This is a genomic window from Allobosea lathyri (genome assembly GCF_900108245.1).
In the GTDB taxonomy this organism is placed as follows: Bacteria; Pseudomonadota; Alphaproteobacteria; order Rhizobiales; family Beijerinckiaceae; genus Allobosea; species Allobosea lathyri.
In genome coordinates this window covers 502,174-521,913 of sequence record NZ_FNUY01000002.1, presented here as the reverse complement: position 1 = coordinate 521,913, position 19,740 = coordinate 502,174, and the positions used below count along the sequence as shown (strand labels likewise).

Here is a 19,740-nt window from a genome sequence, read left to right as displayed (position 1 = left end):
TGGACAAGGCTAGGATCATGGCAACCGCATTTGGCCAAGCCGCCAAGGGCCTGCTGCTGAAGGAGTTCGTCGGCGCGTTCGCGCTGTCGATGCGCTATTTCTTCAAGCCGAAGGCAACGCTGAACTACCCCTTCGAGAAGGGCATGCTCAGCCCCCGTTTCCGTGGCGAGCACGCCTTGCGCCGTTATCCCAATGGCGAGGAGCGCTGCATTGCCTGCAAGCTCTGCGAGGCGATTTGCCCGGCACAGGCGATCACGATCGAAGCCGGCCCGCGCCGCAATGACGGCACGCGCCGGACGACGCGCTACGACATCGACATGACCAAATGCATCTATTGCGGTTTCTGCCAGGAAGCCTGCCCGGTCGACGCGATCGTCGAGGGGCCGAACTTCGAGTTCGCCACCGAGACGCGCGAGGAATTGTTCTACGACAAGGACAAGCTGCTCGCGAACGGCGCCCGCTGGGAACGCGAAATCGCGCGCAACATCGCGATGGATGCGCCGTATCGCTGACTAGATCAATCTCCGACGTCATTCCGGACAAGCTGCGCAGCAGCGCCGATCCGGAATCCATCGGAGGCCGCTGCGCTCTACGATGGATTCCGGGTCTTCGCCCGGAATGACGGAGAGGGTGGGAATGAGACCGAGCCAGACCCGTCGCGCGGTTGTCCGCTGCTCCGGGCCTGACTATAGACGCTCCAAACTGCGTCGGGGATCGACCCGGCGTTTGATCGAAACGTGAGCCGCCCGCAGGGGCGGAAAGGCTGACCGAGATGAATGCCGCAGCGGCTTTCTTCTATCTGTTTGCGGGTGTCACCGTCGCTTCGGCGTTCATGGTGGTCACGTCGCGCAACCCCGTTCACTCGGTGCTCTTCCTGATTCTCGCCTTCGTCAACGCGGCGGGGCTGTTCATGCTGCTCGGCGCCGAGTTCCTGGCGATGCTGCTGATCGTCGTCTATGTCGGCGCGGTCGCGGTGCTCTTCCTTTTCGTCGTGATGATGCTCGACGTCGATTTCGCCGAATTCCGCCAGGGCTTCCTGAACTACCTGCCGATCGGCGCGCTGGTCGCCCTCATCTTCGCAATCGAGCTGCTGCTGGTCGTCGGCGCCTGGGTCATCGACCCGCAGATCGTCAAGGCGCCCGTCGCGGCGATTCCCGCCAATATCAGCAACACCGAGGCGCTCGGGCGCGTGCTGTACACGCAGTATATCTACTACTTCCAGGCTGCGGGGCTCGTGCTGCTGGTCGCCATGATCGGCGCCATCGTGCTGACGCTGCGCGAGCGGGTCGGCATCAAGCGCCAGAATGTCGTCGCGCAGAACGCCCGCACCAAGGCCTCCGCCATGGACGTGCGCAAAGTGCCCTCGCATGCCGGCCTGCCGGAGGAGACGGTCTGATGATCGGACTTGGTCACTATCTCGCCGTCAGCGCGATCCTGTTCACGCTCGGCGTGCTCGGCATTTTCATCAACCGCAAGAACGTCATCGTCATCCTGATGTCGATCGAGCTCATCCTGCTGGCGGTCAATATCAACTTCGTCGCGTTCTCGAGCTTCCTGAATGACATCGTCGGTCAGGTTTTCGCGCTCCTGGTGCTGACCGTCGCTGCGGCCGAAGCCGCGATCGGTCTCGCCATCCTCGTCGTCTACTTCCGCAACCGCGGCACGATCGCGGTGGAAGACATCAACATGATGAAAGGCTGAGCGCAGCAAGCGCCTGGACCTAAGCCCATGTATCACGCGATCGTCTTCCTCCCCTTGATCGGCTTCCTGATCGCCGGCCTTTTTGGCCGGCTGATCGGGCCGCGCGGCTCGGAGATACTCACAACCTCGCTGCTGGTCGTTTCGGCCGTGCTGTCCTGGGTCGCCCTCTTCAATGTCGGTTTCGGCTCCGGCACCACGCGTATTCAGGTCGCGACCTGGCTGGCCTCGGGCGATCTGCGGGTCGACTGGGCCTTCCGGATCGACACGCTGACCGTGGTGATGCTCGTCGTCGTCAACACCGTGTCGTCGCTCGTGCACGTCTACTCGATCGGCTACATGGCCGAGGATCCGCACCGGCCGCGGTTCTTCGCCTACCTTTCGCTCTTCACCTTCGCCATGCTGATGCTGGTGACGGCCGATAACCTCGTCCAGATGTTCTTCGGCTGGGAAGGGGTGGGCCTCGCCTCCTATCTGCTGATCGGCTTCTGGTACCAGAAGCCGTCGGCCAATGCGGCAGCGATGAAAGCCTTCATCGTCAACCGCGTCGGCGATTTCGGCTTCCTGCTCGGCATCTTCCTAGTCTTCGTGCTGTTCGGCACGGTCGGGTTCGAGTCGATCTTCCCGCGCGTCGGCGAGCTGACGACGCAGACCTTCCGCTTCCTCGGCTATGAGTGGAATGCGCTGACGCTGACCTGCCTGCTGCTGTTCATGGGCGCCATGGGCAAATCGGCGCAGTTCCTGCTGCACACCTGGCTGCCGGACGCGATGGAGGGCCCGACCCCGGTCTCGGCGCTGATTCATGCCGCGACCATGGTCACCGCCGGTGTCTTCATGGTCGCGCGCCTGTCGCCGATCTTCGAATACGCGCCGGTGGCGCTCACCGTCGTCGTCGTGGTGGGAGCCACGACTGCCTTCTTCGCCGCGACCGTCGGTCTCGTGCAGAACGACATCAAGCGCGTCATCGCTTATTCGACCTGCTCGCAGCTCGGCTACATGTTCGTCGCGCTGGGCGTCGGCGCCTATGCGCCGGCCATCTTCCACCTCTTCACCCACGCCTTCTTCAAGGCGCTGCTGTTCCTCGGAGCCGGCTCGGTCATCCACGCGATGCATCACGAGCAGGACATGCGCCACATGGGCGGTCTGCGGAAGCACATCCCGCTGACGGCGGCGGCCATGACGATCGGCACGCTGGCGCTGACCGGCTTCCCCTTCTTCGCCGGCTACTTCTCGAAGGACGCCATCATCGAGAGCGCCTACGCCGCAGTCGCGCATACGGGCTTCGCCGCGTCCTATGCCTTCGTGCTGCTGGTGGTCGCGGCCTGCTTCACCTCCTTCTATTCCTGGCGGCTCTATTTCATGACCTTCGAGGGCAGGCCGCGCTGGGCCGGCCACGGTCATGAGGCTCATGGTCACGATGATCATGCGCATGCCGCTCACGGCCACGACGATCACGGCCATGGTCACGCTCATACCCCGCATGAGAGCCCGCTCTCGATGCTGATCCCGCTTGCCTTGCTTTCGCTTGGCGCGGTTGCTGCCGGCTTCGCCTTCAAGGAGGCCTTTATCGGCCACGACTACGAGCACTTCTGGAAGGGCGCGCTGTTCACGGGCAAGGACAACCACATCTTGCATGCGATGCATGAAGTGCCGGGCTGGGTCGTCGCATCGCCCTTCATCGCGATGGTGCTGGGCTTCGTGTTCGCGCTGTATTTCTACGTGCTGCGTCCCGATATTCCCGGCAAGCTGGCTGCCGCAAATCCGGTGCTCTACCGGTTCCTGCTCAACAAATGGTATTTCGACGAGATCTACGACTTCCTGTTCGTGAAGCCGTCGATGTGGCTGGGCAGGTTCCTCTGGAAGAAGGGCGACGGCCTTGTCATCGACGGCATGGGCCCCGATGGAATTTCGGCTCGCGTCGTCGACGTGACCAACCGGGTGGTTCGCCTCCAGACCGGCTATGTCTATCACTATGCCTTCGCCATGCTGATCGGCGTCGCGGGCTTTGTGACCTGGTATCTTCTGGCGCGCGGGTGAGATGATGTTCGGTTTCGGTATCCTCACCGGTCTTCTCGTCCTGCCGCTTGTCGGCGCGGCCTTTATTCTGGCCCAGCGCGGCGACGAGGCTTCGGTCGATTCCAATGCGCGCTATGCGGCGCTGGCCGCGACGATCGCGACCTTCGTGCTCGCTTGCGTGGCCTGGGGCCAGTTCGATTCGTCCAACCCCGGCTTCCAGCTGGTCGAGACCCATGGCTGGGTCTCTGACGCGATCAGGTTCAAGCTCGGGGTCGACGGCTTCTCCTTCCCCTTCGTCGTTCTGACCGCCTTCCTGATGCCGTTCTGCATCCTGGCGTCCTGGACCTCGGTGACGAAGCGGGTGCGCGAATACATGGTCGCGTTCCTGGTCCTGGAGACGCTGATGATCGGCGTCTTCGTGGCGCTCGACCTCGTGCTGTTCTACCTGTTCTTCGAAGCCGGCCTGATCCCGATGTTCCTGATCATCGGCATCTGGGGCGGCAAGCGCCGGGTCTATGCGGCCTACAAGTTCTTCCTCTACACGCTGCTCGGCTCGGTGCTGATGCTGCTGGCGCTGATGGCGATGTACTGGAACGCCGGGACCACCGACATACCGACGCTGCTCGGCCACAAGTTCCCGGCGGGCATGCAGACCTGGCTCTGGCTCGCCTTCTTCGCCTCCTTCGCCGTGAAGATGCCGATGTGGCCGGTCCATACCTGGTTGCCCGACGCTCACGTGGAAGCGCCGACCGCGGGCTCGGTCATCCTGGCGGCGATCCTGCTGAAGATGGGCGGCTACGGCTTCATCCGCTTCTCGATCCCGATGTTCCCCGAGGCGTCGCAGTATTTCGCACCCTTCGTCTTCGCGCTCTCCGTCGTCGCCATCGTCTACACCTCGCTGGTGGCGCTGATGCAGGAGGACATCAAGAAGCTGATCGCCTACTCGTCGGTGGCGCATATGGGCTTCGTCACCATGGGCCTGTTCACGCTGACGCCGCAGGGCATTCAGGGCGCGATGTTCCAGATGGTGAGCCACGGCCTCGTCTCCGGCGCGCTCTTCCTCTGCGTCGGCGTGATCTACGACCGCATGCATACCCGCGAGATTGCGGCCTATGGCGGTCTGGTCAATCGCATGCCGGTCTACGCCGTCATCTTTATGATCTTCACCATGGCCAATGTCGGTCTTCCCGGCACTGCCGGTTTCGTCGGGGAGTTCCTGACGCTGCTCGGCGCCTTCAAGGCCAATCCCTGGGTCGCCTTCATGGCGACGTCGGGCGTCATCCTCTCGGCGGCCTATGCGCTGTGGCTCTATCGCCGCGTCGTCTTCGGCGAGCTGGTGAAGCCCGAGCTGAAGGGCATCGCCGATCTGAATGTCCGTGAGGCGGTCATTCTCGTGCCGCTCGTCCTGCTGACGATCTGGTACGGCATCCGCCCCGGTACGATCCTCGACGCTTTCGCTGCGCCGACCGAAGCACTCATCAAGAATTATCAGGCCGCACTCACCGCCGCGAAAACGGCGATGCTGGTCGTTCAGTAAGGTCTCGACGGATGGCTCTGCCCGCTCTCGGCCCGGCCCTGCCGGAAATCATCCTCGCCATCGGCGCCATCACGATGGTGCTGATCGGCGCGATCCAGGGCGAGCGTGCCACGCGCATGCTGGAGGGCATCGCGCTGGCGCTGTTCGCGCTGGCGCTCGTCCTCGTGCTCTCCGGCGAGGGCAAGCTGGTGACCTTCAATGGCGGCTTCATCGCCGACGGCTTTGCCCGCTTCATGAAGGTGCTGACGCTTCTGGGCGCGGCTGGTGCGATCCTGCTTTCGGCGGATGCCCTGCGCCGTGCCGGCTCGATGCGCTTCGAGTTCCCGATCCTCATCGTGCTCGCCACTGTCGGCATGATGATGATGATCTCGGCCAACGATCTGATCAGCCTCTATGTCGGCCTCGAGCTGCAGTCGCTGGCGCTCTATGTCGTCGCTGCTTTCGACCGTGACAACACCCGCTCGACCGAAGCCGGCCTGAAATACTTCGTACTTGGCGCGCTCTCCTCGGGCATGCTGCTTTACGGCGCGTCGCTGGTCTATGGCTTCACCGGGACGGTCACGTTCCCGGGCATCGCTGCGGCGACGCAAGGAGGCCATGCCGGTCTCGGCCTGATCTTCGGCATCGTCTTCATCGCAGCCGGCGTCGCTTTCAAGATTTCAGCCGTGCCGTTCCACATGTGGACGCCCGACGTCTATGAGGGCGCCCCGACCCCGGTCGCAGCCTTCTTCGCCTCGGCGCCCAAGATGGCGGCGATGGCGATGGTGGTGCGTGTCTTCGTCGGCGCCTTCCCCGGCGCGATCCACGACTGGCAGCAGATCATCATTTTCATCTCGATCGCCTCGATGGCGCTGGGCGCCTTCGCGGCGATCGGGCAGAGCAACATCAAGCGGCTGCTCGCCTATTCCTCGATCGCGAATATGGGCTACGCGCTTGTCGGCCTTGCGACCGGCACCGCCGGCGGCGTGCAGGGCGTCATGGTCTATATGGCGATCTATCTCGCCACGACGCTTGGCGCCTTTGCCTGCGTGCTGATGATGCGCCGCGACGGCCAGCCGGTCGAGGACATCAACGAACTCGCCGGCCTGTCGCGCACCAATCCCTGGATGGCGTTTGCGCTGTCGATGATGATGTTCTCGCTGGCCGGCATCCCGCCGCTCGCCGGCTTCTGGGCGAAGTTCTACGTCTTCCTCGCCGCCATCGATGCAAAGCTCTACACGCTCGCGGTCGTCGGCGTGGTGACCAGCGTGGTCGGCGCCTATTACTATCTGCGCCTGGTCAAGGTGATCTATTTCGACGAGGCGAAGCCTGCCTTCGAGAAGGCCGATCTCGGCGTGCGTGCCGTGCTGCTGGTCTGCGCGCTGTTCGTGCTGGCTCTCTCGCTGCTGCCGGCGCCGCTGTTCAACTCCGCTGCCGCCGCGGCGAAGTCGCTGTTCTGAGCGACGAAGACCTTGTTCTCTCTGAACCACGTCCGTCATCCTGGACGACCAAAGGTCGTTCCGGGATCCATCGGAGAGCTCCGTAGCTTTAGAATGGATCCCGGCGCTCCGCTTCGCTCCGGCCAGGATGACGTCGAGGTCGTCAGGTCCCCGTCACATGCTCGGTGAAGCGGCCCGCGCGGCCGGATATCGGCTGATCGTCCGCGACGAGGTCGGCTCCACCATGGAGGAGGCGCGCCGCGCGCTCGATCAGGGCGAGCCGGGCGATCTCTGGATCGTGGCGCGCAGCCAGAATGCCGGGCGCGGTCGCCACGGCCGGCAATGGGGGTCGCCTCCCGGCAATCTCTACGCCAGCCTCCTGCTGGTCGCGCCCTGCGAACCCGCGCTCGCACCGCAGCTGGGTTTCGTCGCTGGTCTCGCCTTGCATGATGCGGCTGCCAGCGTCGTCGGGATATCCTCGCCATCGCTCGCCCTGAAATGGCCCAACGATCTGCTGTTCGAGAAAGCCAAGACCGCCGGCCTGCTGCTGGAGGGTGAAAGCCGGGCAGGGCGGCTTAGCGTGATCATCGGCTTCGGCGTCAACATCGCCTCCTGCCCGGATGACACGCCTTATCCGGCGACCTTTCTGAAGCAGCAGCAGCCCAGGGCGAGCGTCGAGACGATGCTGGCTGCGCTCAGCACGGCCTGGGTCGCGCGCTTCGCCGCCTGGTCGCAGCCGGGCGGCTTTGGGCCGACGCGTGCTGCCTGGCTCGAACGCGCTGCCTTTCTCGGCGACACCATCACGATCAGGCTGAGCGAAGGCCCTGTCAGCGGCCGCTTCACCGGCCTCGATCCGGGCGGCCGGCTCGAACTCGAGACCGAGGCGGGGCGACGACTGATCGACGCCGGCGATCTCTATTTCGGCGGGCCGCGCTGACGCGACTGTTCGATCGCGTCCGCGTGGTCTGGAGACCGCCTTGCCAGCGTGCTACGGCTCTCGTCACGTTTTGCGGCGCCCCTGCGTCGCCTGTTGCTCAAGTCAGGATTGCCTGTGACCCGTTCCAGTGACCAGCTCGTCTTCGTACCTCTTGGCGGCCTCGGCGAGATCGGCATGAACGCCGCGCTTTACGGGTTCGGCCCGGAAGGCCGGCGGAAATGGATTCTGGTCGATTGCGGACTGTCCTTTGCCGGTCCCGATGCGCCGGGTGTCGACATCATCCTGCCCGACCTGCGCTACATCATCGAAGAGCGCGCCAATCTGCTTGGCATCGTGATCACCCATGCCCATGAGGACCATATCGGCGCGCTCGCCGCGTTGTGGCCCCAGCTGCGCGCCCCGGTCTACTGCACGAAATTCGCCGCAGGCCTGCTGGCGACGCGCCGGCTCTCGGAGCCGGGCGCGCCGAAGGTGCCGATGCATGTCGTGGCCCAGGGCGGCCGGATCACCCTTGGCCCCTTCGATATCGAATTCGTTCCCGTCGCCCACTCGATCCCGGAATCGAATGCGCTGGCGATCCGCACGCCCGTCGGTCTCGTCGTCCATACCGGCGACTGGAAGATCGACCCGACGCCCCAGGTTGGCCTCCCCACCGATGAGAAGCGCCTGCGCGAACTCGGCGATGAAGGCGTACTGGCTCTGATCTGCGATTCGACCAATGTCATGCGCGACGGCACCAGCCCGAGCGAGGCCGACGTCGCTGCCAAGATCAAGGAACTGGTCCACTCCGCCCCGGGCCGCGTCGCCGTTACCACCTTCGCCTCGAACGTCGCGCGCCTGCGCGCTGTCGCAGAGGCTGCAATGGCCGACCAGCGCGAGGTCGTCGTCGTCGGCCGCGCCATGGACCGCGTCATCGACGTCGCCCGCGAATGCGGCTATCTCGACGGAATCCCGGCCTTCCGCTCCGCCGATACCTATGGCTACCTGCCGCGCGACAAGGTCGTGGCGCTCCTGACCGGCAGCCAAGGCGAGCCACGCGCCGCGCTCTCCCGCATCGCGTCTGACGACCATCCCGAGATCACGCTGTCGCCCGGCGACCGGGTCATCTTCTCGTCCCGCACCATCCCCGGCAATGAGAAGTCGGTCGGCAACATCCTGAACGCGCTGGCCCGCGACAATATCGAGATCATCACCGACCGCACCCATCTCGTGCATGTCTCCGGCCATCCGCGTCGCGAGGAGATGGCCAGGCTCTATGGCTGGCTCAAGCCGAAGATCGTCATCCCCGCCCATGGCGAGGACCTGCACCTGTCCGAGCATGCGACCTTCGCGCGCGGGCTTGGCGTCAAGATCGTCGTGCGAGCCGGCAATGGCGACGTCATCGGGATCACCGCCGATGGCGCCGGCAAGATCGACGAAGTCCCGCATGGCCGCCTCTATCAGGATGGCATGCTGCTGGTGAACGCGCTGGAGAAGACGATCTCCGAGCGTCGCAAGCTCTCCTTCGCCGGCATGATCTCGGTCGCAGTCGCGATCGACAGCAAGGGCGGGCTCGCGGGCGATCCGGAAATCGCGGTTCTCGGCCTGCCGCCCCGGACGCGCGACGGCACGGATTTCGACGAGTATGTCGCCGATGCCGTTTCCGAACTGATCGACGGCATTCCCAAGGCACGGCGTCGCGACCCGGAGGCGCTTCGCAATGCGCTCGAGCGCGGCCTGCGCAGCGCCGTCAATGAGGAGTGGGGCAAGAAGCCGCTGGTGCACGCGCTGGTGATCGAGGTTTAACGGTCGCGGGCGAGTAGCGGATAGCGAAGGGCGAGTGGTAAGAACGGCTGCTGCCCTCGCAGCGCCGTTAGCCATTCCCCTTCGCCCCGGAGCCCTGAATGATCGGACGCCTCAACCACGTCGCCATCGCGGTGAAGGATCTAGCGGCTGCGACGGCGCTTTATCGCGACACGCTCGGCGCGCATGTGTCGCAGCAATTGCCGCAGCCGGACCATGGCGTGACCGTCGTCTTCGTCGAACTGCCCAACAGCAAGATCGAACTGCTGGAGCCGCTCGGCGCCGACTCTCCGATTGCGAAATTCCTTGAACGCAATCCCGATGGCGGCGTGCACCACATCTGCTACGAGGTCGAGGACATCCTGGCCGCCCGCGATCGGCTGAAGGCGCAGGGCGCCCGGGTGCTTGGCTCCGGCGAGCCGCGCATCGGTGCGCATGGCAAGCCGGTACTGTTCCTGCACCCCAAGGATTTCAACGGCACGCTCGTTGAACTGGAACAGGCGTGATCCCGGTGGAAGCGCCGGCGATCGCGTTTATTGGTGAACCCGAGGCCGGCTCGCCGCGCCCTTTCAGCGCCGCGACGGTCGCGGCAGGGCTGGTCTTCATCTCCGGGCAATCGGCCCCGCACGATCCCGCCAAGGGCGTTTTTCGTGGGCAGACGCCGGCCGATGAAGTCCGCAACGCTCTGGCGAAGGTCTCAAGCATTCTCGCGGATGCGGGCAGTGCGCTGGAGCGCGTCGTGCAGGTCACGATGCTGATCACGAACCCAGAAGATTATGCCGCCTGCAACGCCGAATATGTGAAGCATTTCCCCGGCGGCCTGCCTGCCAGACATACCGCGCGCTTCGGTGTTCCGACGGAAGCGAGGGTCGCCTTCTCCTGCATTGCCCTGGCCGGCGTGGGGCAGCCATGACGGCGCCTGGGAAGAGCGCCGAAGATGCTGCGCAAGATGTCGCCGCCAACACAAGATCCGGCGGCAATTCTGCCGCCGCGGAAAGGACAGCACTGTGACGATTGTTGGAGGGCTGGCGCTTTACTTCGTGATCTGGTGGACGGTGCTCTTCGCCGTCCTGCCGTTCGGCGTGCACAGTCAGGCGGAAACCGGCAATGTCACCGAGGGCACGGAGCCGGGCGCGCCAGTTTTGCCGGGATTGCTCAAGAAGGCGCTGATAACCTCGGTCATCGCGGCCTTCGTATTCGGACTGGTCTGGTACGCTTGGGCGACGTTCGATCTCTAACGTCTCGCGGTCTCTGATCTGTCGCGATCTTTAGCCGGCCACGGTCGCCACAAAAGAAAAAGGCAAGGCCGATGCCTTGCCTTGGGAGTCTATTTTTACCGCAGTACCGGCGCGCGTCTATTCGCGTGCGACTCGTGTACTAGGCGGGCGTTTGTTCCTCCCGAGACCTGGTCCGCGGCGCTTTGTCCAGAAAAGCGCGCCCAGCGGAAAAATGATTAGCGGATTGTGACGGCTCTGTCACCAGTTTAGGCAGGGCGGGCCTGATCTTTTTGCAAGATTATTCTCATTTGCACTTGTGCAGTGCAGCAAAGCGCGATTCGCATCACAACTGCGCCTTGTTCCAGCCAAAGTACGCCGCTACGACCCCGCCCGGTACAATGCGCCGGGTTCGCCGGTGGCCACGGAGATTTCTATGCTGCGCAGCTCGCTCGCTACCCTCGCTGTCCTGGCGTCGCTCGGTTTCGCCCAGGCGCAGGCGCCCGATCCCAATAATACGCTGGTACTGGAGACCAAGGACGGCCCGGTGACGATCCGCCTGCGGCCTGACCTTGCTCCCAAGCATGTCGCGCAGATCAAGGCGCTGACCAAGAAGGGCTTCTACGACGGCATCGTCTTCCATCGCGTCATCGACGGCTTCATGGCGCAGACGGGCGATCCGACCGGGACGGGCACGGGCAAGTCCGACATGCCGAACCTGCCGGCCGAATTCACGCCGACCCCTTACAAGGTGGGCTCCGTCGGCATGGCGCGCTCCCAGTCGCCCGACTCCGCCAATTCGCAGTTCTTCATCTGCTTTGAGGGTTGCGGGTCGCTGACCGGCCAGTACACGCTCTTCGGCGAGGTCGTCTCCGGCATGGATGCGGTGCGCAAGATCAAGAAGGGCGCGCAAGGTAGCGGCCAGGTCAGCGGCCCCGACAAGATCGTCCGCATGCGCCTGCAGGCCGACGCCAAGTAAGCAGGGGGAGCGGGCCCGTCATGCGCATGTCCGCATCTCTCCTGATCGCTTTCAGCTTGGGCGGTCTTGGCGTAGCGGTTTTTGGCTTGGCCGGTCTCGGCCAGGCTGAAGCTCAGGACACGCGCGATCTCGGCCTGCCTCCGGCCTCCGGTTTCCAGAACCCGGTGCTGCCGCCGCCATCGGGTTCGCAGAACCCGGTGCTCCCGCCGGAGTCCGGGCAACGCTATATGCCCGGAGTCGGCGGCCGTTTCGGTAGTGGCGGCGTCCGTCCGGTCGTGCCGCGTCAGCCTCCCGGTGGTGATTCCAGCATCTCCGGCTCGCTTTCGCCGGCCACCCGCAATTTTGAGGGCAATGAGGTCAGCCGCCTCTCCGACATCGCGCCGGCGCTGCGGCGCTGCTGGGATCCGCCGGTCATCGATGGGCCGAACGATGGCGCTATGGCCTCGGTGCGGTTCAGCCTGCGCCGGGACGGCACGCTCTTCGGACAGCCGCGCGTCACCTGGGAGGCGCGGCGCAACGATCCCGATCTTCGGGAACGCTTCACGCAATCGGTCGTAACCGCCATTCGCTCATGCACGCCGCTGAGGTTGTCGTCGAGCTTCGGAGCGAGTATCGCGGGGCGACCCTTCACCATCCGCTTCCACGGCCGCGCGCCGTCAAACGAAAGGCCGATCTGATGTCCCACGATCCCGAGAACACCCTGGTCATGGAAACCACGAAGGGCCGCGTCGTCATCAAGCTGCGTCCCGATCTGGCCCCGGGCCATGTCGAGCGCCTGAAGACGCTGTCGCGCCAGGGTTTTTATGACGGCATTGTTTTCCACCGAGTCATCGACGGCTTCATGGCCCAGGTCGGCTGCCCGCACGGCACCGGCACCGGCGGTTCGGACCTTCCCGACCTGAAGGCCGAGTTCAATGCCGAGCCGCATGTGCGCGGCATCTGCTCGATGGCCCGCTCGCAGAACCCGAACTCGGCCAACAGCCAGTTCTTCATCGTGTTCGACGACGCCCGCTTCCTCGACAAGCAGTACACCGCTTGGGGCGAAGTCGTTGAAGGCATGGAGAATGTCGACAAGATCAAGCGCGGCGAGCCTGTGCGCGATCCCGATTCGATCGTGTCCATGAAGGTTCTGGCCGACGTGGCCTGATCACGACTGTGGATGTCGGGCTTTTCGACTTCGAGCTTCCGGAAGACCGTATCGCGCTGAGGCCTGTCAGCCCACGCGACGCGGCGCGGATGCTTGTCGTCAGGCCCGACGCAGTCGAGCCTTTCGAGGATCGCGGTATCCGCGACCTCGTCTCGTTGTTGAGGCCGGGCGATGCGCTCGTCCTCAACGACACCAGAGTGATCCCGTCGCGACTCTATGGCCGGCGCTATCGCGGCGAGACATCGGCGCGCATCGAGATCATGCTGCATAAGCGCGAGGGAGCCGATCTCTGGCGCGCCTTTGCGAGGCCCGCCAAGAAGCTGGCGCTGGGCGATACCATCACCTTCGGCGACGATAGCGAGGGGATCGCCTGCGAGCTCGGGCGGTTGCAGGCCGAGGTCGTCGACAGAAGCGAGGGCGGCGAAGTCGAGTTGCGCTTCGCTTTCTCGGGAGCCTTCCTGGACGAGGCCATCGCCCGTTTCGGCGAACTGCCGCTGCCGCCATATATCGCCGGCAAGCGCCCGACCGACCAGGCCGACGAGATCGACTATCAGACGGTCCATGCCCGCGAGGACGGCGCGGTCGCTGCACCGACGGCAGGGCTGCATTTCACGCCTGAGCTTTTCGCGGCGCTGGAGGCGCATGGCGTCTCCCGCCATTTCGTCACGCTGCATGTCGGCGCGGGCACCTTCCTGCCGGTCAAGGCGCAGGATACGCGCGACCACCGCATGCACGCCGAATGGGGCAGCGTTTCGCCCGAGACCGCCGCTGCCCTCAATGCCGTCAAGGCGAAGGGCGGGCGGGTCATAGCTGTCGGCACGACCTCGCTGCGGCTGCTCGAAAGCGCGACGGGTGAAGACGGCGTCATCGCGCCCTTCTCCGGCGACACGGCGATCTTCATAACGCCGGGCTATCGCTTCCGCGCGGTCGACGTGCTGATGACGAACTTTCACCTGCCGCGCTCGACATTGTTCATGCTGGTCTCCGCCTTTTGCGGAGCGGACATCATGAAACGGGCCTATGCCCATGCGATCGCAGAGAAATATCGCTTCTATTCCTATGGCGACGGAAGCCTATTGTTCAGGGGCGCTCCGGGAGGCTAGGGGGCTGATTTCACTGGGAAACACTGGGTCATCCCGGGCTTGACCCGGGATCCATGCCGGAGCGCTTGCGATCAACATTCGGGTATGGATTCCGGGTCTCCGCGGAGTTTATCCTTGGGCCGACCGTAGGTCGGACCCGAGGGCTCCGGCCGGGATGACCCGCGTTTCCACGAAACTGCACCATGCTCCAGGTCGGGCGGTCTCGCCGTCCATCGGAACGGGCAGCCGGTGGTTTTCAGCTTCCTCGGCAGCTTTTCGCCGAGGTTCTTGCCAACGCACCTGTTCTTGGTCGATCCGGCTCGCAATCGTGTCATGAAAATGCTACCCGGCACACAGCAAGGAATTTGACGGGCCATGGCCGATATTTTTCGTGAGATCGATGAAGAGGTTCGCCGCGACAAGGCGGCGGCGCTCTGGAGCAAATATGGCGTGGTCATCACCGGGCTCGCCGTTCTGGCGGTGCTGGCGGTTGCCGGCTGGCAGTTCTGGCTGCATCGCGAGCAGCAGGCCTCGCAGATCGTCGGAGCACGGTTCGAGGCCGCGCTGAAATCCTCGCGCGACGGCAATGGTACCGAGGCCGAGTCGATTTTGGGCGAGCTCGCGGCCAGTGCGCCGGCGGGTTATCGCCAGATCGCGCGTTTCCGCCTGGCCGCCGAAGTCGGCAAGCGCGACGCGGCGGCTGGTGCCACCGCTTTTGACGCGCTCGCCAATGACGGCTCGCTCGAGCAGCTCTATCGCGATCTTGCCCGGCTGCGTGCCGGCATGCTGCGCGTCGACCTCGTGCCTTATGCCGAGATCAGGACGCCGCTGGAGCCATTGGCGACGGCGCAGGGCGTCTGGCGCCATTCCGCCCGGGAATTTCTGGGGATCGCTGCGCTGAAGGCCAATCTCTTCGAGGATGCCGGGCGCTGGTTCGATGCCATCATCACCGATCCGCAATCGCCGCAGGTGCTGCGCCAGCGGACCGACCTCTACCTCGCGCTGGTGCGCGGCGGGCCGGTCGAGACCAAGAACTGAGTGGGAGCGCGTCCAGATCGGCGCGCTCGTGACCGCCGAACAGGATTCTATCACACGCAATGACTGCCACCGTCGCCATCATCGGCCGGCCCAATGTCGGGAAATCGACGCTGTTCAACCGGCTCGTCGGCAAGAAGCTCGCGCTGGTCGACGACCGGCCGGGCGTCACCCGCGATCGGCGTGAGGGCGAGGCCGCGCTCGGCCATCTGCGCTTCACCATCATCGATACCGCCGGGCTCGAAGAGGCCGACAAGGAATCGCTTGCCGGGCGCATGCGCGCGCAGACCGAGACCGCGATCGAGCAGGCCGATGTCATCCTGTTCATGATCGATGCGCGGCTGGGCATCACGCCGATGGACCAGCCCTTTGCCGATCTGGTGCGTAAATCCGGCAAGCCCGTCATCCTGCTCGCCAACAAGGCGGAAGGCAGGAAGGGCCTCGACGGCATCTTCGAATCCTACGCGCTTGGGCTAGGCGATCCGGTGCCGTTTTCCGCCGAGCATGGCGAGGGCACCTCGGACCTCCTGGAGGCGCTCGCGCCCTTCGTGGATGTGGAGCCGGAAGAGGAAGAGGCCTTCGACGAGAGCTATGGCGACAAGCGCTGGGTCGAGGCGCCGGCCGCCGTCAGCGACGAAGACGAAGAGTATAGCGACCCGAACAAGCCGCTGCGCGTCACCATTATCGGCCGTCCCAATGCCGGCAAGTCGACGCTGGTCAACCGCATGATCGGCGAGGACCGCCTGCTCGTCGGTCCCGAAGCGGGCATCACGCGCGACACCATCTCCGTCGACTATGAGTGGCGCGGCCGCCCAGTGAAGCTCTTCGACACCGCCGGCATGCGCAAGCGCGCCCGCATCGAGGAGAAGCTCGAGAAGATGTCGGTGCAGGACGCGCTGCGCGCGATCCGCTTCGCCGAGGTCGTCGTCGTCTTGCTGGATGCCACCATCCCGTTCGAGAAGCAGGATCTGACGCTGGTGGATTTCACCGAGCGCGAAGGCCGTACCGTCGTCATCGGCCTGAACAAATGGGATCTCGTTGCCGACAAGAACGGCCTTCTGGCCGAGCTGAAGGAGAAGGCCACCCATCTGCTGGCGCAGGTCCGGGGCGTGCCGATCGTTCCGCTCTCAGGGCTCGCCGGCGAGGGCATCGACCGGCTGATGCAGGCCGTATTCGCAAGCTACGACGTCTGGAACCGGCGCATCTCGACCGCCCGGATCAACCGCTGGCTGGACGGGGTGCTGTCCGCCCATCCGCCGCCAGCCGTGGCCGGCCGTCGCATCAAGATCCGCTACATGACGCAGGCCAAGGCGCGCCCGCCGACCTTCGCGCTGTTCGGCAACCAGCTCGACCATCTGCCGGTGTCCTACACCCGCTATCTCGTCAATAATCTGCGCGAGGCCTTCGACCTGCCGGGCACGCCGATCCGGCTGCACACGCGCGGCGGCGAGAATCCCTACGACAAGAACAAGCGGGCTGGGTGACGGACGCATCATTCTCGGGCGCGGCGCAACGCAGCCCGAGAATCTCCTGAGCGGCAAAAAGGCCCAGCTTATTTTGGAGGAATGGATTTCTCCAGAAATGCGACGATCAGATCCGCCACCTCTTGGTGGATCGCCGCCCGGCCGCGCGTGCCGCCATCCCGGCAAACGATGCCGTCGCCGGGACTGTCCGCCTCGATCAGGGCGGCGGCTCCCGGCTTGCAGAGCTGCATGAAGCTGAAATGCATGGCGTCGGGAATTTCGACATAGCGTGTTGTCGAGGCCGGCATGTGCTCCGCCAGGAAGCCGGATTCGAGTTTCGCCGGCAGGTCGCCGATATCGGTTCCCGCGCCGATGATGAGGGCCGGCACGGGAAAGGCTGCAAGGCTTTCCGGCGTGAAACCGCGCGCCAGCCCGAGATCCAGCGAGACGATTGCGCCGACTCTCGTGTCGCGCAAATCGTCGTTCAGCTTTGAGCTGGGGGAAGGCTCATCGGCTCGTGTGGAGGAGAGGCGGCAGATGCGTGGGTTGGGATGCGCTCGGCACTCTCGAGCGAAGCGTGGAGTGTTGAAGCGCCCGCCCGCGAGAGCCGTTGCCGTCCAGCCGCCCAGCGAGTGTCCGATTGCGGCAATGCGGGTCGGATCGACCTTGCCTGCCAAGTTCTCATCCTTGGTCACGACATCGATGACGCGGCTGAGGTCGCGCGGGCGTTCCCAGAGCTTTGCCGCCTCGGCGGCGTCCTTGTTGAGTGTCGTGGTGCCGGGATGGTTGGGCGCAACGACAATGTAGCCCTTTTCGGCGAGGACGCCGGCGAGCCAGGCCAGATTTCGCCAGCTGCCGCCATTTCCGTGGGAGAGAGCGACGAGCGGGCGTGCATCATTGGCCGGCTTGGCGTTCCTGACGGCCGGGACGCCGTAGAAAACGCGATTCTCGCCAATCGGCACCGCGGGACCAGTGTCATCGGTTGGATACCACAGGCTGACCTGCAGGCTTCGAGGCCCGGCAATATCGGTCAATTCCGTCTCGCGGAAGCCAATCGTAGCGGCCTGCGCGAGAGTTGCGAAAACGACGACCAGCAGCGGAACGAGAGCAACGACGAGCCTTGACATCGTAACCTCCGATTACGAGCCAAAGCTAAGCGCCGAGGATGACGCGGGCGTTACGCCGGCATCTGCGGCGTCAACACCTTGCCCTGCGGGAAATCGAAGATCTTGCCGGTTTGCTCCCATGCAGGCGAGGCGATCTCGACCAGATGCGGCGCGAGATCTTCCGGTGTCTTCAGCGTCAGCGGGTCCTCGCCCGGCATTGCCTCGGCGCGCATGCGCGTGCGCAGCGGGCCCGGATTGACCAGCATGACCTTCAGCGGCGTCGTGGCGGTCTCGGCGGCATAGGTGCGCGCCATCGCCTCGACGGCGGCCTTGGAGATCGAATACGGCCCCCAATAGGCCAGGCATTTATGCGCGGCACCCGACGACATCAGGATCACGCGCCCGGAAGCGGAGGCCTGCAGTGCGGGCTCGACCGATTTCAGCAGCCGCCAATTGGCGGTGACATTGGTGTCGAACACATTCGCCCACTCCTTCGCGGAGGCGTGGGTCAGGGGCGAGAGCGGCCCGAGAATGCCGGCATTCGCCAGCAGGATATCGAGCTTACCCCAGCGCTGGAGCAGGGCCGGCCCGAGCCGCTCGATGGCGGGGGCATCGGCAAGATCGAGCGGCACCAGGGTGGCGCTCCCGCCGACGGCATTGATCTCGTCGTCGAGTTCCTCGAGCGCGCCGGTGGTGCGGGCCAGCGCGACGACATGGGCGCCGGCTTCAGCGAAGGCGAGCGCCGCAGCCCGGCCAATGCCGCGCGACGCGCCGGTGACGAGCGCGACGCGCCCTTGGAGAGGCTTGGTCATGATGGTCCTGGAAAGCTGTCAGCCGGCTTCTGCGAGCAGCGAAATCTGCTGCTTGGCGCTTTCTCCGACCACGTCCGTCAGCGAGGTCGGGTAATCGCCGGTGAAGCAATGGTCGGTGAATTGCGGCCGGACCGGATCGCGCCGTTCATGGCCCATGGCGCGGTAGAGCCCGTCCACCGACAGGAACGCCAGCGAATCGGCGCCGACGAACTGGCGCATTTCCTCGAGCGTATGCGTCGCCGCCAGCAGCTTCTCACGGTCGGGCGTGTCGATCCCGTAATAGTCGGGATGGGTGATCGGCGGCGAGGAGATGCGGAAATGCACCTCTTTCGCCCCGGCCTCGCGCATCATCTTCACGATCTTGAAGGAGGTCGTGCCGCGCACGATCGAATCGTCGACGAGGACGATGCTCTTGCCCTCGACGACGCTGCGATTGGCCGAATGCTTCAGGCGCACGCCGAGCTCGCGGACCTTCTGCGTCGGCTCGATGAAGGTGCGGCCGACATAGTGGTTGCGGATGATGCCGAGCTCGAAGGGAATGCCGCTCGCCTGGGAGAAGCCCAGCGCTGCCGGCACGCCGGAATCGGGCACGGGCACGATGACGTCGGCATTGGCGGGCGCTTCGAGCGACAGCTGGGCGCCCATGCGCTTGCGACGCTCATAGATGCTCTGGCCCTTCACGATGGAATCGGGGCGGGCGAAATAGATGTATTCGAAGATGCAGGGCCGTTCGGCGACCGGCGGGAAGGGCTTGTGGCTCTCGATGCCGCTTTCCGAGATGACGACGATTTCGCCGTTCTCGACCTCGCGGATGAACTTCGCGCCGATGATGTCGAGCGCGCAGGTCTCCGAGGTCAGGATGGGGCAGCCGTCGAGTTCGCCGAGCACCAGCGGGCGGATGCCGAGCGGATCGCGCGCGCCGATCAGCTTCTTGTTGGTGATGCCGACGAAGGCGTAGGCACCCTCGATCTGGCGGATCGCATCGACGAAGCGTTCGATGAAGCGCGTCTTGCGGCTGCGCGCGACGAGATGCAGCAGGACCTCGGTGTCGGAGGTCGACTGGTAGATCGCGCCGTCGCGAACGAGGTTGCGACGCAGCGTCAGGCCATTGGTCAGGTTGCCGTTATGGGCGACCGCGAAGCCGCCGCCATGCAGTTCGGCAAATAGCGGCTGGACGTTGCGCAGGATCGTCTCGCCCGTCGTCGAATAACGGACATGGCCGATCGCCTGCGGACCTTTCAGCTTCTCGATCACCGAAGCTTCCGAGAAAGCGTCGCCGACGAGGCCGAGCCGGCGCTCCGAATGGAAGCGGCTGCCGTCGAAGGAGACGATGCCGGCCGCCTCCTGACCGCGATGCTGCAGAGCGTGCAGGCCCAGCGCCGTCAGGGCTGCCGCGTCGGCGTGGCCGTAGATGCCGAAGACACCGCATTCCTCCCGCAGCCGGTCGGCATTGGGGTCGAAAGCGGCGTCAGTCTCGGTCTGCGAGATCATGTCGGGCTCCACGCGCGAGGACA

20 protein-coding genes are annotated in these 19,740 nt (G+C 64.8%); 17 read left to right on the top strand and 3 right to left on the bottom strand.

Annotated features, from left to right (window positions below):
• The first annotated feature begins 17 nt into the window (after window positions 1–17).
• From nuoI to der, 17 genes are all read left to right on the top strand, one after another.
• Window positions 18–512 (top strand): NADH-quinone oxidoreductase subunit NuoI, encoded by a 495-nt coding sequence (gene nuoI, locus C4S73_RS06795; protein WP_103871695.1) that lies wholly within the window; start codon window positions 18–20, stop codon window positions 510–512.
• A 260-nt stretch (window positions 513–772) separates the two neighbouring features.
• Window positions 773–1,396: an NADH-quinone oxidoreductase subunit J gene (locus C4S73_RS06790; RefSeq protein WP_103871694.1), complete on the top strand. Its 624-nt coding sequence runs from the start codon at window positions 773–775 to the stop codon at window positions 1,394–1,396.
• Window positions 1,393–1,701, top strand: a complete 309-nt coding sequence (nuoK, locus tag C4S73_RS06785; protein WP_092165894.1) for an NADH-quinone oxidoreductase subunit NuoK — start codon at window positions 1,393–1,395, stop codon at window positions 1,699–1,701. The genes C4S73_RS06790 and nuoK overlap by 4 nt, the downstream gene beginning before the upstream one ends.
• A 27-nt stretch (window positions 1,702–1,728) precedes the next feature.
• Window positions 1,729–3,735, top strand: a complete 2,007-nt coding sequence (gene nuoL / locus C4S73_RS06780) for an NADH-quinone oxidoreductase subunit L (RefSeq protein ID WP_103871693.1) — start codon at window positions 1,729–1,731, stop codon at window positions 3,733–3,735.
• Window positions 3,736–3,739: 4 nt separating this feature from the next.
• On the top strand, window positions 3,740–5,251 hold the full coding sequence (locus tag C4S73_RS06775) for an NADH-quinone oxidoreductase subunit M (RefSeq protein ID WP_103871874.1): 1,512 nt from the start codon (window positions 3,740–3,742) through the stop codon (window positions 5,249–5,251).
• Window positions 5,252–5,262: 11 nt separating this feature from the next.
• Window positions 5,263–6,690 (top strand): NADH-quinone oxidoreductase subunit NuoN, encoded by a 1,428-nt coding sequence (gene nuoN / locus C4S73_RS06770; protein WP_103871692.1) that lies wholly within the window; start codon window positions 5,263–5,265, stop codon window positions 6,688–6,690.
• 157 nt (window positions 6,691–6,847) lie between these two features.
• Complete coding sequence (locus C4S73_RS06765) at window positions 6,848–7,606, top strand: biotin--[acetyl-CoA-carboxylase] ligase (RefSeq protein ID WP_160115682.1); 759 nt, start codon at window positions 6,848–6,850, stop codon at window positions 7,604–7,606.
• Between the two features lie 114 nt (window positions 7,607–7,720).
• Window positions 7,721–9,391 (top strand): ribonuclease J, encoded by a 1,671-nt coding sequence (locus C4S73_RS06760; protein WP_103871690.1) that lies wholly within the window; start codon window positions 7,721–7,723, stop codon window positions 9,389–9,391.
• Window positions 9,392–9,489: 98 nt separating this feature from the next.
• Window positions 9,490–9,894, top strand: a complete 405-nt coding sequence (mce, locus tag C4S73_RS06755; RefSeq protein ID WP_103871689.1) for a methylmalonyl-CoA epimerase — start codon at window positions 9,490–9,492, stop codon at window positions 9,892–9,894.
• Complete coding sequence (locus C4S73_RS06750; protein WP_103871688.1) at window positions 9,891–10,301, top strand: RidA family protein; 411 nt, start codon at window positions 9,891–9,893, stop codon at window positions 10,299–10,301. Before mce ends, C4S73_RS06750 begins: the two co-directional genes overlap by 4 nt.
• A 94-nt stretch (window positions 10,302–10,395) precedes the next feature.
• Window positions 10,396–10,626, top strand: a complete 231-nt coding sequence (locus C4S73_RS06745; protein WP_103871687.1) for a DUF1467 family protein — start codon at window positions 10,396–10,398, stop codon at window positions 10,624–10,626.
• A gap of 412 nt (window positions 10,627–11,038) precedes the next feature.
• Window positions 11,039–11,581 (top strand): peptidylprolyl isomerase, encoded by a 543-nt coding sequence (locus tag C4S73_RS06740; protein ID WP_103871686.1) that lies wholly within the window; start codon window positions 11,039–11,041, stop codon window positions 11,579–11,581.
• Between the two features lie 20 nt (window positions 11,582–11,601).
• The gene (locus tag C4S73_RS06735) at window positions 11,602–12,258 is read left to right on the top strand and encodes a hypothetical protein (RefSeq protein WP_146071289.1); all 657 of its coding nucleotides are present in this window, start codon (window positions 11,602–11,604) and stop codon (window positions 12,256–12,258) included.
• Window positions 12,258–12,728 (top strand): peptidylprolyl isomerase, encoded by a 471-nt coding sequence (locus C4S73_RS06730; protein WP_103871684.1) that lies wholly within the window; start codon window positions 12,258–12,260, stop codon window positions 12,726–12,728. The genes C4S73_RS06735 and C4S73_RS06730 overlap by 1 nt, the downstream gene beginning before the upstream one ends.
• An 8-nt stretch (window positions 12,729–12,736) precedes the next feature.
• Window positions 12,737–13,831, top strand: coding sequence for a tRNA preQ1(34) S-adenosylmethionine ribosyltransferase-isomerase QueA (queA, locus tag C4S73_RS06725; RefSeq protein WP_103871683.1), 1,095 nt, complete (start codon window positions 12,737–12,739; stop codon window positions 13,829–13,831).
• Window positions 13,832–14,185: 354 nt separating this feature from the next.
• Window positions 14,186–14,848: a tetratricopeptide repeat protein gene (locus C4S73_RS06720; protein WP_103871682.1), complete on the top strand. Its 663-nt coding sequence runs from the start codon at window positions 14,186–14,188 to the stop codon at window positions 14,846–14,848.
• 59 nt (window positions 14,849–14,907) lie between these two features.
• The gene (gene der, locus C4S73_RS06715) at window positions 14,908–16,329 is read left to right on the top strand and encodes a ribosome biogenesis GTPase Der (RefSeq protein WP_103871681.1); all 1,422 of its coding nucleotides are present in this window, start codon (window positions 14,908–14,910) and stop codon (window positions 16,327–16,329) included.
• 68 nt (window positions 16,330–16,397) lie between these two features.
• Here the strand turns inward: der and C4S73_RS06710 are convergent, their stop codons facing one another.
• From C4S73_RS06710 to purF, 3 genes are read right to left on the bottom strand one after another with little or no spacing between them, the layout of a single operon-like run.
• Window positions 16,398–17,435, bottom strand: coding sequence for an alpha/beta hydrolase family protein (locus C4S73_RS06710; protein ID WP_103871680.1), 1,038 nt, complete (start codon window positions 17,433–17,435; stop codon window positions 16,398–16,400).
• A gap of 50 nt (window positions 17,436–17,485) precedes the next feature.
• Window positions 17,486–18,226 carry an SDR family NAD(P)-dependent oxidoreductase gene (locus C4S73_RS06705; RefSeq protein WP_200827942.1) on the bottom strand — a complete coding sequence of 247 codons (741 nt, stop codon included), beginning with the start codon at window positions 18,224–18,226 and terminating at the stop codon, window positions 17,486–17,488.
• 18 nt (window positions 18,227–18,244) lie between these two features.
• Window positions 18,245–19,717: an amidophosphoribosyltransferase gene (purF, locus tag C4S73_RS06700; RefSeq protein ID WP_103871873.1), complete on the bottom strand. Its 1,473-nt coding sequence runs from the start codon at window positions 19,715–19,717 to the stop codon at window positions 18,245–18,247.
• Window positions 19,718–19,740: the final 23 nt, after the last annotated feature.

What these genes read in the sequence shown, in the direction of transcription:
- C4S73_RS06765 (WP_160115682.1), top strand. Translation starts at nt 6,848, where the DNA reads ATGCTCGGTGAAGCGGCCCGCGCGGCCGGATATCGGCTGATCGTCCGC.
- nuoN (WP_103871692.1), top strand. Translation starts at nt 5,263, where the DNA reads ATGGCTCTGCCCGCTCTCGGCCCGGCCCTGCCGGAAATCATCCTCGCC.
- C4S73_RS06710 (WP_103871680.1), bottom strand. Translation starts at nt 17,435, where the DNA reads ATGTCAAGGCTCGTCGTTGCTCTCGTTCCGCTGCTGGTCGTCGTTTTC.
- C4S73_RS06790 (WP_103871694.1), top strand. Translation starts at nt 773, where the DNA reads ATGAATGCCGCAGCGGCTTTCTTCTATCTGTTTGCGGGTGTCACCGTC.
- C4S73_RS06775 (WP_103871874.1), top strand. Translation starts at nt 3,740, where the DNA reads ATGTTCGGTTTCGGTATCCTCACCGGTCTTCTCGTCCTGCCGCTTGTC.
- nuoI (WP_103871695.1), top strand. Translation starts at nt 18, where the DNA reads ATGGCAACCGCATTTGGCCAAGCCGCCAAGGGCCTGCTGCTGAAGGAG.
- purF (WP_103871873.1), bottom strand. Translation starts at nt 19,717, where the DNA reads ATGATCTCGCAGACCGAGACTGACGCCGCTTTCGACCCCAATGCCGAC.
- C4S73_RS06705 (WP_200827942.1), bottom strand. Translation starts at nt 18,226, where the DNA reads ATGACCAAGCCTCTCCAAGGGCGCGTCGCGCTCGTCACCGGCGCGTCG.
- C4S73_RS06735 (WP_146071289.1), top strand. Translation starts at nt 11,602, where the DNA reads ATGCGCATGTCCGCATCTCTCCTGATCGCTTTCAGCTTGGGCGGTCTT.
- C4S73_RS06730 (WP_103871684.1), top strand. Translation starts at nt 12,258, where the DNA reads ATGTCCCACGATCCCGAGAACACCCTGGTCATGGAAACCACGAAGGGC.
- der (WP_103871681.1), top strand. Translation starts at nt 14,908, where the DNA reads ATGACTGCCACCGTCGCCATCATCGGCCGGCCCAATGTCGGGAAATCG.
- C4S73_RS06740 (WP_103871686.1), top strand. Translation starts at nt 11,039, where the DNA reads ATGCTGCGCAGCTCGCTCGCTACCCTCGCTGTCCTGGCGTCGCTCGGT.
- mce (WP_103871689.1), top strand. Translation starts at nt 9,490, where the DNA reads ATGATCGGACGCCTCAACCACGTCGCCATCGCGGTGAAGGATCTAGCG.
- C4S73_RS06720 (WP_103871682.1), top strand. Translation starts at nt 14,186, where the DNA reads ATGGCCGATATTTTTCGTGAGATCGATGAAGAGGTTCGCCGCGACAAG.
- nuoL (WP_103871693.1), top strand. Translation starts at nt 1,729, where the DNA reads ATGTATCACGCGATCGTCTTCCTCCCCTTGATCGGCTTCCTGATCGCC.